The 13225-nt window shown below is 71.7% G+C and carries 12 protein-coding genes; 8 read left to right on the top strand and 4 right to left on the bottom strand.

The window, feature by feature from the left end:
* Positions 1-57 precede the first annotated feature (57 nt).
* Positions 58-411 (bottom strand): VOC family protein, encoded by a 354-nt coding sequence (locus tag HET64_RS27985; RefSeq protein WP_215109937.1) that lies wholly within the window; start codon positions 409-411, stop codon positions 58-60.
* Positions 412-549: 138 nt separating this feature from the next.
* Here HET64_RS27985 and argC point away from each other — a divergent pair, with 138 nt between their 5' ends.
* From argC to HET64_RS27960, 5 genes are read left to right on the top strand one after another with little or no spacing between them, the layout of a single operon-like run.
* Complete coding sequence (gene argC, locus HET64_RS27980) at positions 550-1578, top strand: N-acetyl-gamma-glutamyl-phosphate reductase (RefSeq protein WP_215109936.1); 1029 nt, start codon at positions 550-552, stop codon at positions 1576-1578.
* Complete coding sequence (gene argJ, locus HET64_RS27975; protein ID WP_215109935.1) at positions 1575-2729, top strand: bifunctional glutamate N-acetyltransferase/amino-acid acetyltransferase ArgJ; 1155 nt, start codon at positions 1575-1577, stop codon at positions 2727-2729. The genes argC and argJ overlap by 4 nt, the downstream gene beginning before the upstream one ends.
* The gene (gene argB, locus HET64_RS27970) at positions 2726-3655 is read left to right on the top strand and encodes an acetylglutamate kinase (RefSeq protein WP_215109934.1); all 930 of its coding nucleotides are present in this window, start codon (positions 2726-2728) and stop codon (positions 3653-3655) included. Before argJ ends, argB begins: the two co-directional genes overlap by 4 nt.
* On the top strand, positions 3652-4857 hold the full coding sequence (locus HET64_RS27965; protein WP_215109933.1) for an acetylornithine transaminase: 1206 nt from the start codon (positions 3652-3654) through the stop codon (positions 4855-4857). Before argB ends, HET64_RS27965 begins: the two co-directional genes overlap by 4 nt.
* Before the next feature lie 25 nt (positions 4858-4882).
* Complete coding sequence (locus tag HET64_RS27960; protein WP_006123291.1) at positions 4883-5419, top strand: arginine repressor; 537 nt, start codon at positions 4883-4885, stop codon at positions 5417-5419.
* A 10-nt stretch (positions 5420-5429) separates the two neighbouring features.
* Here HET64_RS27960 and HET64_RS27955 read toward each other — a convergent pair whose 3' ends face one another.
* Both HET64_RS27955 and HET64_RS27950 read right to left on the bottom strand, forming a co-directional pair.
* The gene (locus HET64_RS27955) at positions 5430-6137 is read right to left on the bottom strand and encodes a L,D-transpeptidase (protein ID WP_215109932.1); all 708 of its coding nucleotides are present in this window, start codon (positions 6135-6137) and stop codon (positions 5430-5432) included.
* Positions 6138-6221: 84 nt separating this feature from the next.
* Positions 6222-6821 (bottom strand): pyridoxamine 5'-phosphate oxidase family protein, encoded by a 600-nt coding sequence (locus HET64_RS27950; protein ID WP_215109931.1) that lies wholly within the window; start codon positions 6819-6821, stop codon positions 6222-6224.
* Between the two features lie 195 nt (positions 6822-7016).
* Between HET64_RS27950 and HET64_RS27945 the strand changes: the two genes are divergently transcribed.
* The 3 genes from HET64_RS27945 to HET64_RS27935 all read left to right on the top strand — a co-directional run bounded on the left by HET64_RS27945 (position 7017) and on the right by HET64_RS27935 (position 10862).
* Positions 7017-8213, top strand: a complete 1197-nt coding sequence (locus HET64_RS27945; protein WP_215109930.1) for an argininosuccinate synthase — start codon at positions 7017-7019, stop codon at positions 8211-8213.
* 141 nt (positions 8214-8354) lie between these two features.
* Positions 8355-9782, top strand: coding sequence for an argininosuccinate lyase (gene argH / locus HET64_RS27940; protein ID WP_215109929.1), 1428 nt, complete (start codon positions 8355-8357; stop codon positions 9780-9782).
* A gap of 108 nt (positions 9783-9890) precedes the next feature.
* Positions 9891-10862: an aldo/keto reductase gene (locus HET64_RS27935; RefSeq protein WP_215109928.1), complete on the top strand. Its 972-nt coding sequence runs from the start codon at positions 9891-9893 to the stop codon at positions 10860-10862.
* A gap of 27 nt (positions 10863-10889) precedes the next feature.
* On the opposite strand, the gene helR is transcribed toward HET64_RS27935, so the two are convergent.
* Positions 10890-13055, bottom strand: a complete 2166-nt coding sequence (gene helR, locus HET64_RS27930; RefSeq protein ID WP_215109927.1) for an RNA polymerase recycling motor ATPase HelR — start codon at positions 13053-13055, stop codon at positions 10890-10892.
* Positions 13056-13225 lie beyond the last annotated feature (170 nt).

Below are 13225 nucleotides of genomic sequence, written 5' to 3'. Positions count from 1 at the left end.
GCTGAGGGTGGGCGAAAGCGTCAGGCAACCTCCGCCCGAACGGCTGCCCGGCCCCGCTCAGCTCTTCCGCTCACCCAGGACACAGAATTCGTTGCCCTCCGGGTCGAGGAGGGTCACCCAGTGCTGCTCGTCCCGCACGGTGTCGGCGCGCCGGGCACCGAGGGAGAGCAGCCGGGCGACCTCGGCCTCCTGGTCGTCGGGGCGGAAGTCCGGGTGGAGCCGGTTCTTCGACGCCTTGCCCTCGGGGACAGGCACGAAGAGCAGCCCCGGCAGCCGGTCCGGCTCGGGCCGGATCTCGACGATCTCCTCGGATGCGTCGACCACCACCCAGCCGAGAGCCTCGGCCCACCAGCGCCCGAGGGCGATGGGGTCGGCGGAGTCGACGATGATCTGTTCCCACTCGAGTGCCATGGGCGTGAGCATAAACAGGGTCGGCCCGCTGCCGGGGCCGGGGGGACCGCCGTCGACCGCCGCTGCCCGCAGCCGGCGTATCTTTGCATAAAAGTGCGTCGATGCGTATAGTCATGCCATCGATCAGGAGGGTTACCGATGGTGGTACGAGCAGCAGTGGCAGGGGCGAGCGGCTACGCCGGCGGGGAGCTGCTCCGTCTTCTGCTGGCGCACCCGGACGTCGAGATCGGCGCCCTCACCGGGCACTCCAACGCCGGGCAGGCGCTCGGTTCGCTCCAGCCGCATCTGCGGCCCCTGGCCGACCGGGTGCTGGAGCCCACCACCGCCGAGGTGCTCGCCGGCCACGACGTCGTCTTCCTGGCGCTTCCGCACGGGCAGTCCGCCGCCGTCGCCGAGCAGGTGGGGGAGGAGGTCCTCGTCGTCGACATGGGAGCCGACTTCCGGCTCAAGGACGCCGGTGACTGGGAGACGTTCTACGGGTCCCCGCACGCCGGGACCTGGCCCTACGGGCTGCCCGAGCTGCCGGGCGGGCGGGCCGCGCTCGCCGGGTCGCGGCGGATCGCCGTGCCCGGGTGCTACCCGACCGCCGTGTCCCTCGCGCTCTTCCCGGCGTACGAGGCCGGCCTCGCCGAGCCGGAGGCCGTGGTCGTCGCCGCGTCGGGCACCTCGGGTGCGGGCAAGGCGGCCAAGCCGCATCTGCTCGGCTCCGAGGTGATGGGCAACATGACCCCGTACGGCGTCGGCGGCGGGCACCGTCACACGCCGGAGATGATCCAGAACCTCAGCGCAGCGGCCGGTGAGCCGGTCACCGTCTCCTTCACGCCCACCCTCGCGCCCATGCCCCGCGGCATCCTCGCCACGTGCAGTGCGAAGGCGAGGCCCGGCGTGAGCGCCCAGAGCCTGCGCGGGGTGTACGAGAAGGCGTTCGCGGACGAGCCGTTCGTGGACCTGCTGCCCGAGGGGCAGTGGCCCTCCACCGCCGCGGTGTACGGCTCCAACGCCGTACAGCTCCAGGTCGCGTACGACGCGGCGGCCGGGCGGATCATCGTGATCAGCGCCATCGACAACCTCGCCAAGGGCACCGCGGGCGGCGCCCTCCAGAGCATGAACATCGCCCTCGGACTCCCCGAGGACACCGGACTTTCGACGATCGGAGTCGCACCGTGAGCGTCACGGCAGCACAGGGATTCTCGGCGGCGGGCATCGCCGCGGGAATCAAGGAGAGCGGCAACCCGGACCTGGCCCTCGTGGTCAACAACGGGCCGCGTCGCGCCGCCGCGGGCGTCTTCACCTCCAACCGCGTCAAGGCCGCCCCGGTGCTCTGGTCGGAGCAGGTGCTCAAGGGCGGCGAGGTCACCGCCGTCGTCCTCAACTCCGGTGGCGCCAACGCCTGCACGGGCCCCCAGGGCTTCCAGGACACCCACGCCACCGCCGAGAAGGCCGCGGACGTCCTGAAGGGCCACAGCGCGGGCGAGATCGCCGTCGCCTCCACCGGGCTCATCGGCCTGCTGCTCCCCATGGACAAGCTGCTCCCCGGTATCGAGCAGGCGGCCGCCGCGCTCAGCGAACACGGCGGCGAGAAGGCCGCCATCGCCATCAAGACCACCGACACCGTGCACAAGACGGCCGTCGCGGGCGGCGAGGGCTGGACCGTCGGCGGCATGGCCAAGGGGGCGGGCATGCTCGCCCCGGGCCTGGCCACCATGCTCGTCGTCCTCACCACCGACGCCGACGTGCAGGCCCCCGCGCTGGACGCCGCCCTGCGCGAGGCCACCCGGACCACCTTCGACCGGGTCGACTCCGACGGCTGCATGTCCACCAACGACACCGTGCTGCTGCTGTCCTCCGGCGCCAGCGGCATCACCCCGGAACAGGACGAGTTCGCCGAAGCCGTACGGGCCGTCTGCGCGGACCTCGCCCGGCAGCTCATCGGCGACGCCGAGGGCGCGTCCAAGGACATCCGGATCGAGGTGATCAACGCGGCCACCGAGGACGACGCCGTCGAGGTCGGCCGGTCCATCGCCCGCAACAACCTCCTCAAGTGCGCGATCCACGGCGAGGACCCCAACTGGGGCCGGGTCCTCTCCGCCATCGGCACGACCAAGGCCGCCTTCGAGCCGGACCGGCTCAACGTCGCCATCAACGACGTCTGGGTCTGCAAGAACGGGGGAGTGGGCGAGGACCGCGACCTCGTCGACATGCGCTACCGGGAGGTCAAGGTCACCGCCGACCTCGCCGCGGGCACCGAGTCCGCCGTCATCTGGGCCAACGACCTCACCGCGGACTACGTCCACGAGAACAGCGCGTACAGCTCATGAGCACGGCGCGGAAGCACACCGCACTCCCGAAGGCGCAGATCCTCATCGAGGCGCTGCCCTGGCTGACCCGGCACCACGGCAAGACCGTCGTCATCAAGTTCGGCGGCAACGCCATGATCGACGAGGAGCTGAAGGCCGCCTTCGCCCAGGACGTCGTCTTCCTGCGGCACGCCGGCCTCAAGCCCGTCGTCGTGCACGGCGGCGGCCCGCAGATCAGCGCCCAGCTCGACAAGCAGGGCCTGGTCAGCGAGTTCAAGGCCGGGCTGCGGGTCACCACCCCCGAGGCGATGGACGTCGTCCGGATGGTGCTCGCCGGACAGGTCCAGCGCGAGCTGGTCGGCCTCCTCAACCAGCACGGCCCCCTCGCCGTCGGCATGACCGGTGAGGACGCCCACACCATCACCGCCACCCAGCACCGGCCCACCATCGACGGCGAGCTCGTCGACATCGGCCGGGTCGGCGAGATCACCGCCATCGACACCGGGGCCATCCAGGCGCTGCTGGACGACGGCCGCATCCCGGTCATCTCCTCCATCGCCCGCTCCGCCGACGACCACCACGTCTACAACGTCAACGCCGACACCGCGGCCGCCGCGCTCGCCGCCGCCCTGAACGCCGAGACGTTGATGGTCCTCACCGACGTCGAGGGGCTCTACGAGGACTGGCCCAACAGCGACGACGTCATCAGCCGGCTCACCGCGAGCCAGCTGGAGAAGCTGCTGCCCGAGCTGTCCAGCGGCATGGTCCCCAAGATGCGGGGCTGTCTGCACGCCGTGCGCAACGGCGTCGAGACCGCCCGCGTCATCGACGGCCGCGTCCAGCACTCGATCCTGCTGGAGATCTTCACCGACGAGGGCATCGGCACGATGGTCGTGCCCGACGCCCCCATCGACGTACACACAGGGCCTGAACAGGGGGAATCATGACCGGTACAGAGACTGTGGGACTCACCCGGCGGTGGCAGGGCGCGCTGATGGACAACTACGGCACACCCCGGCTGCCGCTCGTCCGGGGCGAGGGCGCCTACGTCTGGGACGAGGAAGGCACCCGCCACCTCGACTTCGTCGGGGGCATCGCGGTCAACGCCCTCGGCCACGCCCACCCCGCCGTCGTCGAGGCCGTCTCCACGCAGATCGCCTCCCTCGGCCACGTATCGAACCTGTTCATCGCCGAGCCGCCCGTCGCGCTCGCCGAGCGGCTGCTCCAGCTCTTCGGCCGGCGGGGGCGGGTCTTCTTCGCCAACTCCGGCGCGGAGGCCAACGAGGCCGCCTTCAAGATCGGCCGGCTCACCGGGCGCACCCACATGGTCGCCACCGACGGCGGCTTCCACGGCCGGACGATGGGCGCGCTCGCCCTCACCGGCCAGCCCGGGAAGCAGGAGCCCTTCCGCCCGCTGCCCGGTGACGTCACCCACGTTCCGTACGGGGACACCGCCGCGCTGAAGGCCGCGGTGACCACCGACACCGCGCTGGTCATCATCGAGCCGATGCAGGGCGAGAACGGCGTCGTCGTCCCGCCCAAGGGCTACCTGGAGGCCGCCCGGGAGATCACCCGGGCGACCGGCACCCTGCTCGTCCTGGACGAGGTCCAGACCGGCATCGGCCGCTGTGGCCAGTGGTTCGAGCACCAGGCCCACCAGGGCGTCGAGCCGGACGTCGTCACCCTCGCCAAGGGCCTCGGCGGCGGACTGCCGATCGGCGCGACGGTCGCCTTCGGACCCGCGGCCGACCTGCTGAAGCCCGGGCACCACGGCACCACGTTCGGCGGCAACCCGGTCGCCTGCGCCGCCGGACTCGCCGTCATCGACACCCTCGCGGCCGACGGCGTGCTCGCCGGCGTCAAGCGGCTCGGGGAGAGGATCCGCGACGGCGTCGAGGCGCTGGGACACCCGCTGGTCTCCCACGTCCGCGGCGCGGGCCTGCTGCTGGGTATCGTGCTCACCGGACCCCTCGCACCGCAGGTGCAGCAGGCGGCCCAGGGAGCCGGCCTCCTGGTGAACGCGCCCGCCCCCGATGTCGTACGGCTCATGCCGCCGCTGATCATCGGTGACGCGGAGGTGGACGCGTTCCTGGAGATCCTGCCGAGCGCTCTCGACGCGGCATACGGGGACGGACGATCCGGAGCATGACCCTCCGGAGAATGAGGCGACGACGATGACCGAGGCGCAGGAATCCGAGCACGGCGGGCCGTCCGTGCCGCAGACCCGCACCGCCCGCCACCGCCGGATCGTGGACATCCTGAACCGGCAGCCGGTCCGCTCGCAGAGCCAGTTGGCCAAGCTCCTCGCCGACGACGGGCTGAGCGTCACCCAGGCGACGCTCTCCCGGGACCTCGACGAGCTGGGCGCGGTGAAGATCCGCAACACCGGCGGCGAGCTGATCTACGCGGTGCCGAGCGAGGGCGGATTCCGCACCCCGCAGGCCCCGCTGGGCGGCTCGGCCAAGGAGGAGCGGATGCGCCGGCTCTCGGCCGAACTGCTCATCTCGGCGGAGGCCTCGGCCAACCTCGTGGTCCTGCGCACCCCGCCGGGCGCGGCCCAGTTCCTCGCCTCGGCCATCGACCAGGCCGAACTGCACGACATCCTCGGCACCATCGCGGGCGACGACACGCTCATGCTCATCAGCCGCGACCCGAACGGCGGCCAGGCGCTCGCCGACCACCTGCTGAGGCTCGCTCAGAACGACCGCTGAGCAGCCCCGTTCAGTAGCGCGTGATCGCGGTCGGGCCCGAGGAGGTGCCGATCGCGATGTGCGGTTCACGTTCCGGGTCCGCCCAGGCGAGGATCTCCGCCATGGCGTCGGCCGGGACCGAGACGCACCCGGCCGTCGCCCCGCGCCCGTTCACATGCAGGAAGATTCCCGCGCCCCTGCCCCGTACCGGACGGTCGTAGTTGAAGCCGATCACCAGCGCGCGGGCGTACTGCGTGCCGTAGGAGACCAGGTGCTCGGCCTCCGCCGCCCGGCAGTGGCCGGGTCGCGGCTCCACCCAGCGGTTGTACGCGCGCGAGTCGTTGTCCTGGCACCACCAGGATTCCTCGGTGACCTCGCGGTACGGATACCTCGTGCCGGCCGGGGCGTCCTCGATGCCGAAGGCGTACGGCAGGTCGTACAGCCCGGTGGGCGTGGTGCTGGTGCCCTGCTCCCGGGTCGCCCCCTCGGCCAGTCCGCCTCCCCCGAACCGCGCGGGCGCCGACCCGGCCTCCGTCCAGCTCCCCCCGCGCCGCTCCCACCAGGTCACGGTCCCCGTCGTGGAGCCGGTGTCGGGGGCTTCGGCGGTGATCAGCTGGGAGCCGCCGCCGGTGTCCGCCAGCCGGTACGGCAGGGGAGGGGCATCGGTCCGGCCGGGCCCGGCCCCGAGGGAGCCGGCCACGGCGAGGAGTACGGCGGCGGTCACCAGTGATCTGCGCATGCTCCGGACCGTACGACGGCCGGCGGTTACGCCCCACCGCACCTGCTCCGTACGGCCCAGCGGCTCACTCCGGACGGGACGGGCTCACTCCGGGAGCGCGGCCGGCAGGGGCGGTAGCGGGAGCGGCAGGCCAGGCAGCCCGTCGATGCTCGTCGCGATGTCCTCCTTCTTCGCGAAGTAGGCGCTGAGGCTCTCGTCGTCGTCGCGCTGGAACCGGTCCGCGTGCAGCGTGCGGTCCTCGTCGTAGCTCAGGAAGGGAACGCCGAACCCACAGGTGTCGCGGATCAGTTCGGCGGTCACCACGATGATCGCGCGCAGCCCGTGCGGGGCCGGGTCGACACCGGGGAAGCGGGCGAGGAGCCCGGGGAACCGGGGGTCGTCACGGAAGACCGGCTCACCCCGGCCGTGCACGCGCACGATGTTCGGCGGCCCCTGGAAGGCGCACCACATCAGGGTGATGCGCCCGTTCTCCCGGAGGTGGGCGACGGTCTCGGCGTTGCTCCCGGCGAAGTCCAGGTAGGCGACGGTCCGCTCGTCGAGGACGGCGAAGGAACCGGTGAGGCCCTTGGGGGAGAGGTTCACCGTGCCGTCGGAGTCCAGCGGGGCGGTGGCCGTGAAGAAGATGCGCTGTTCCTCGATGAAGGTTCTGAGCCGTCCGTCGATGCGTTCGTGCGTTTTTCCCATGAGGTGATTATCGGCCTCCGATCCGGGTGGTGAGCAGGGCATTTCATCATCCGGACCTCGGTGTGGGACGCCGCCCCGTCGGCCTCCTCCGTGCCCCGTGCGGTCGAGTGCACTGCGCCGACCTGCTGTTTTGACAAACAATACGGTGGACTGCATAGTTATGCCTATCAGTGATTGCACCGTAAGGAGAAACCCGTGACCGAGCGCGTCGTTCTCGCCTACTCGGGCGGCCTGGACACCTCCGTCGCCATCGGCTGGATCGCCGAGGAGACGGGCGCCGAGGTCATCGCCGTTGCCGTGGACGTCGGTCAGGGCGGCGAGGACCTGGACGTCATCCGCAAGCGCGCGCTCGCCTGCGGTGCCGTCGAAGCCGAGGTCGCGGACGCCAAGGACGAGTTCGCCGAGGAGTACTGCCTCCCGGCGATCAAGGCCAACGCCCTCTACATGGACCGCTACCCGCTGGTCTCGGCCCTCTCCCGGCCGACCATCGTCAAGCACCTCGTCGCCGCCGCCCACAAGCACAACGCCGGGATCGTCGCCCACGGCTGCACCGGCAAGGGCAACGACCAGGTCCGCTTCGAGGCCGGCATCTCCGCGCTCGGCCCCGACCTGAAGTGCATCGCCCCGGTCCGTGACTACGCGATGACCCGGGACAAGGCGATCGCCTTCTGCGAGGAGAAGAACCTCCCGATCGCGACCACCAAGAAGTCCCCGTACTCCATCGACCAGAACGTCTTCGGGCGCGCCGTCGAGACGGGGTTCCTGGAGGACATCTGGAACGCGCCGATCGAGGACATCTACGAGTACACCGACGACCCCGCCGTCCAGCGCGAGGCCGACGAGGTCGTCATCTCCTTCAAGGAGGGCGTGCCCGTAGCCATCGACGGCCGTCCCGTCACCGTCCTCCAGGCGATCCAGCAGCTCAACGAGCGGGCCGGCGCGCAGGGCATCGGCCGGATCGACATGGTCGAGGACCGGCTCGTGGGCATCAAGTCCCGCGAGGTGTACGAGGCCCCCGGCGCCATCGCGCTGATCACCGCCCACCAGGAGCTGGAGAACGTCACCGTCGAGCGCGAGCTGGCCCGCTACAAGCGGCAGGTCGAGCAGCGCTGGGGCGAGATGGTCTACGACGGCCTGTGGTTCTCCCCGCTGAAGCGCGCCCTGGACGGCTTCATCAACGAGGCCAACCAGCATGTCACCGGCGACATCCGGATGACGCTGCACGCCGGCCGCGCCGTCGTCACCGGCCGGAAGTCCGAGGAGTCGCTGTACGACTTCAACCTCGCCACCTACGACTCGGGCGACACCTTCGACCAGTCCAAGGCGCAGGGCTTCATCGAGATCTTCGGCCTCTCCTCCAAGATCGCGGCGAAGCGTGATCTTCAGGCATAGCCTGACGCTTACCTCGCCCGACCCTCCCTCGTTGTACAGCCGCCTCCCCGTCGTCACGCGGCAGGGAGGCGGCCGCATATCCGCACCTTGGCCTCTGTCCTGGCCTTTGCCTTCGCCTTCGCCTTTTTTGAGGAGCACGCAGTGAGCAGCAACAACGGTGACGTCCGGCTCTGGGGCGCGCGTTTCGCCGACGGACCGGCCGAGGCGCTGGCCAGGCTGTCCGCCTCCGTCCACTTCGACTGGCGGCTCGCCCCGTACGACATCGCCGGCTCCCGAGCCCACGCACGCGTGCTCAACAAGGCGGGCCTGCTCAGCGAGGACGAGCTGACCCGGATGCTCGCCGGGCTCACCCAGCTCGAAGCGGACGTCGCGGACGGCTCCTTCACCGGGACCATCGCCGACGAGGACGTCCACACCGCGCTGGAGCGCGGGCTGCTGGAGCGCCTCGGCGCCGACCTCGGCGGCAAGCTGCGGGCCGGGCGGTCGCGGAACGACCAGATCGCCACGCTCTTCCGGATGTACCTGCGTGACCACGCCCGGACCATCGGCGGCCTGATCGCCGATCTCCAGAGCGCCCTGGTCGGCCTCGCCGAGGCCCACGCGGACGTCGCGATGCCGGGCCGCACCCACCTCCAGCACGCCCAGCCCGTGCTCTTCGCCCACCACGTGCTCGCCCACGTCCAGTCCCTGTCCCGGGACGCCGAGCGGCTTCGCCAGTGGGACGAGCGCACCGCCGTCTCCCCGTACGGCTCCGGGGCCCTCGCCGGATCCTCGCTCGGCCTCGACCCGGAGGCCGTCGCCGCCGACCTCGGGTTCGAGCACGGTTCGGTCGCCAACTCCATCGACGGCACCGCCTCGCGGGACTTCGTCGCGGAGTTCGCCTTCATCACCGCGATGATCGGCGTCAACCTCTCCCGGATCGCGGAGGAGGTCATCATCTGGAACACGAAGGAGTTCTCCTTCGTCACCCTCCACGACGCCTTCTCCACCGGCTCCTCGATCATGCCGCAGAAGAAGAACCCGGACATCGCGGAGCTGGCCCGGGGCAAGTCCGGCCGCCTCATCGGCAACCTGACCGGCCTGCTCGCCACGCTCAAGGCGCTCCCGCTCGCGTACAACCGGGACCTCCAGGAGGACAAGGAGCCCGTCTTCGACTCCTGCGACCAGCTGGAGGTCCTGCTTCCCGCCTTCACCGGGATGATGGCCACCCTCACCGTCAACCGCGAGCGCATGGAGGAGCTGGCCCCGGCGGGCTTCTCGCTCGCGACCGACATCGCGGAATGGCTGGTCAAGCAGGGCGTTCCGTTCCGGGTGGCGCACGAGGTGGCCGGCGCCTGTGTCAAGGAGTGCGAACAGGGCGGCATCGAGCTCGACCAGCTCACCGACGAGCAGTTCGCCAAGATCTCCGAGCACCTCACCCCCGAGGTCCGCACGGTGCTCAATGTGCGGGGCGCCCTCGCCTCCCGTGACGGCCGGGGCGGAACGGCCCCCTCCGCCGTCGCCGTACAGCTCGCCGAGGTGAAGGAAGACCTGGCCGCCCAGCACGTCTGGGCGACCGCTCGCCGGTAGAAGGGCCGGTCAGGTGCGCGCGGGGAGCCGTGCCGCACCGGATGGACGAAGAGCATCGCGCGCTCGCCGGGGTAGGAGTAACCGAAACCCGACCCCGAGGAGCCCGCGATGCCCTTCGCCGCCCTGGCCGCCGCGACGACCCCGACCGCCCACATCGGGCTGGGCCTTGCCGCCGTCGGGAGGCCCGGCTACATCAATCTCCACCGAGACCGGGACCTGCCCGCCGACCGTGACCCCGACGCCCTGCGTGCCCGCACCCACGAACTGCTGGACGCCGCCTACGCCCAGGGTGTCCGGTACGTCGACACCGCCCGCTCCTACGGCCGCGCCGAGGAGTTCCTCGCTGAGTGGCTGGACGCCCGGCCCTCGTTCACCGACCTCGTCGTCGGCAGCAAGTGGGGGTACACCTATACCGGCGACTGGGACGTCGAGGCCGAGGAACACGAGGTCAAGGACCACAGCCTCGCCGCCTTCGAGCGCCAGTACGCCGAGACCCGGGCCCTGATCGGCGACCGGCTCAGCCTCTACCAGGTCCACTCGGTCACCCCGGACAGCCCCGCGCTCACCGACAAGGAACTGCTCGACCGGCTGGCCGCCCTGGCCGCCGACGGCGTCACCGTCGGCCTCTCCACCAGCGGGCCCGCCCAGGCCGACGCGATCCGGGCCGCCCTCGCCGTCACGGTCGACGGCGAACCCCTCTTCCGTACGGTCCAGGCCACCTACAACGCCCTGGAGACCTCGGCCGCGCCCGCGCTCGCCGAGGCCCACGACGCCGGGCTCACCGTGATCGTCAAGGAGGGCATGGCCAACGGGCGCCTCGCCGGGGACGAGGCCCCCGCCGTGTTCCAGGAGATCGCCGCAGCCGCGGGCGTGGGCGGCGACGCGGTCGCCCTCGCGCTGGTCCTGCACCAGCCCTGGGCGGACGTCGTGCTCTCCGGCGCCGCCACGGTGGGCCAGCTCTCCGGCAATCTGCACGCCGCCGTCGTCGACCTGGACGACGAGCAGCGGGCCGGCCTCGACGCCCTGGTCGAGGACCCGGAGTCCTACTGGCGGCACCGGGCGGGCCTGCCCTGGCACTGAAGCCCCGCCCGCAGACCCGGGCCGGCCTCAGGAGCTCGTCAGGACGACGAGTTCCCGGGTCGCCCGGGTCATCGCCACATAGCGGTCCACCGCCCCCTCGACGCCCGCGCCGAACCTCTCCGGGTCGACGAGGACGACCAGGTCGAACTCCAGGCCCTTCGACAGCTCCGGGGTCAGCGACCGCACGCGGGGCGTCGCCCGGAACGCGGGGGCGCCGATGACACAGGCGATCCCGTCGTCGTGCGCGGCGAGCCAGTCGGCGAGCACGGTGTCCAGGTCCCCGGCGGGGCCGTACGTGACGGGGATGCCGCTGCTGCGGACGGAGACCGGCACGTTGGCGTCGGGGAGCACGGCCCGGACCAACGGTTCCGCCTCCGCCATGATCTCCTCCGGCGTCCGGTAGTTGATGGTCAGGGAGGCCAGGGTGATCCGGTCGAGCCCGACCCGCTCCAGCCGCTCCCGCCACGACTCGGTGAACCCGTGCCGGGCCTGCGCACGGTCCCCGACGACGGTGAAGCTCCGGGACGGGCACCGCTGGAGCAGCATCTGCCACTGGGCGTCGGTCAGTTCCTGCGCCTCGTCCACGACGATGTGCGCGAACGGCCCGGCCAGCAGGTCGGGTTCGGTGCCGCTCGGGCGGTCGGCGGTGGCCAGGGACTCCCGGAGATCCGCGCCGCGCAGCATCACCAGCGCACCCTCGCCGTCCGCGTCCGCGTCGGCCAGGGTCTCGTCGGCGAGCAGGCTCTCGACGACCCGGTCCATCTGCTCGCGCTCCGCGGCGGCCGCGGCCTCGTGACGGCGCCTGCGCCGGGACGCCTCCGGGTCGCCGAGCCGCTGCCGTGCCGCGTCCAGGAGAGGCAGGTCGGACAGCGTCCAGGCCTGGGCGTCCGGGCGCTGCAACCGCCCGGCCTCCTCCGAGGTCAGCCAGGGGGCGCACGTGCGCAGATAGGCGGGTACGGACCAGAGGTCGCCGACCAGTTCGGCCGCCTCGATCAGCGGCCAGGCGCGGTCGAGGAGGGCGAACAGCTCCCGGTCGCGCCGCAGCGAGGCACGCAGTTGTTCCTCCGGGGCGTCGCCGTCGTGCTTGTCCACGAGGATCGTGAGCAGCTCCTCCCAGATCTGGTCCCGCGCCTCGTTGTGCGGTGTGCCCGGGTCCGCCGCCCCGAACGCCGAGGCCCAGTCGGCGGCGCTCAGCCAGATGTCGGACCAGTGCGTCTGAACCCGCACGCCCGTGGCGGGCGGCTCCTCGTAGAACCGGACGGCCGGCTCGATCGCCTTCACCAGCTCCGCCGACGCCTTCAGACGCGCCACCTCCGGGTCGGTCTCGGCGCCCGCCTCAGCTCCCTCGGCGACCAGGTCCCGCAGGGTGCACGTCTGCACGCCCTCCTCCCCGAGGCTGGGCAGGACATCGGAGACGTACCCCAGATAGGGCTCGTGCGGCCCGACGAACAGCACGCCACCGCGGCGGTGGCCGAGGCGCGGGTCGGAGTGGAGGAGGTAGGCGGAGCGGTGCAGGGCGACGACGGTCTTCCCGGTGCCGGGCCCGCCGTCCACGACGAGCGCGCCCCGGGAGCCCGCCCGGATGATGGCGTCCTGGTCGGCCTGGATGGTGCCCAGGACATCGCGCATCCGGGCCGACCGGTTGCCGCCCAGACTGGCGATGAACGCGGACTGGTCATCCAGCGCGGCATGACCGGCGAAGCCCTCCGGTGCGAACACCTCGTCCCAGTAGTCGCTGATCCGGCCACCGGTCCAGCGGTAGCGGCGGCGGCTCGCCAGGCCCATCGGATCGGCGTGGGTGGCCCCGAAGAACGGCTCGGCGGCGGGGGAACGCCAGTCCAGCAGCAGTCGGCGGCCCGTGCTGTCGGTCAGCCCGAGCCGTCCCACGTACAGCGGCCCGGAACCGTCCGCGGCGACCATGCGCCCGAGGCACAGGTCGAGGCCGAAGCGGCGCAGGGCGCGCAGCCGGCCGGTGAGCCGGTGGATCTCCACGTCGCGGTCCATCGCCTGCCGGCTCGCTCCGCCGGGCGCCCTGCGTTCGGCCGCGAGCCGCTCCGTCAGCTCGGCGATCGACTGCTCCAGGCAGTGGGCGACGGCGGCGAAGTGCTGCTCGTCATCGGCGATCAGCGCCGGTTCGGCCTTGGGGGAGAGGCGGTCGGGGAGGTCGAACGCGCTGGCGGTCAGGGGTGTCACGGCATCGGTTCCGATCTGCGGTGCGGACGGGGGGCGGCGTCCCGTCCCGGCTACGGCGGACGATTCTGCGGCATATGGGGGGTCTTGCCGCAAGGCCCCCCGTGCGCTATAAGTTGAGAGTGGCAAGGAGTGGGTTCACCTCCGGCCACTTTTTTGTTCCCCTCTTGCCC

The sequence above is a fragment of the Streptomyces sp. McG3 genome (assembly GCF_018619185.1).
Lineage (GTDB): Bacteria > Actinomycetota > Actinomycetes > Streptomycetales > Streptomycetaceae > Streptomyces.
Note: the sequence above shows the minus strand (reverse complement) of the source record. Positions and strands in the feature narration are given on the sequence as shown.

Bases quoted from the DNA above. Each gene is read 5' to 3' on its own strand.
- HET64_RS27960 (WP_006123291.1), top strand. From the start codon at position 4,883: ATGACCGAGGCGCAGGAATCCGAGCACGGCGGGCCGTCCGTGCCGCAG.
- HET64_RS27985 (WP_215109937.1), bottom strand. From the start codon at position 411: ATGGCACTCGAGTGGGAACAGATCATCGTCGACTCCGCCGACCCCATC.
- HET64_RS27935 (WP_215109928.1), top strand. From the start codon at position 9,891: ATGCCCTTCGCCGCCCTGGCCGCCGCGACGACCCCGACCGCCCACATC.
- argB (WP_215109934.1), top strand. From the start codon at position 2,726: ATGAGCACGGCGCGGAAGCACACCGCACTCCCGAAGGCGCAGATCCTC.
- argC (WP_215109936.1), top strand. From the start codon at position 550: ATGGTGGTACGAGCAGCAGTGGCAGGGGCGAGCGGCTACGCCGGCGGG.
- HET64_RS27950 (WP_215109931.1), bottom strand. From the start codon at position 6,821: ATGGGAAAAACGCACGAACGCATCGACGGACGGCTCAGAACCTTCATC.
- HET64_RS27965 (WP_215109933.1), top strand. From the start codon at position 3,652: ATGACCGGTACAGAGACTGTGGGACTCACCCGGCGGTGGCAGGGCGCG.
- HET64_RS27955 (WP_215109932.1), bottom strand. From the start codon at position 6,137: ATGCGCAGATCACTGGTGACCGCCGCCGTACTCCTCGCCGTGGCCGGC.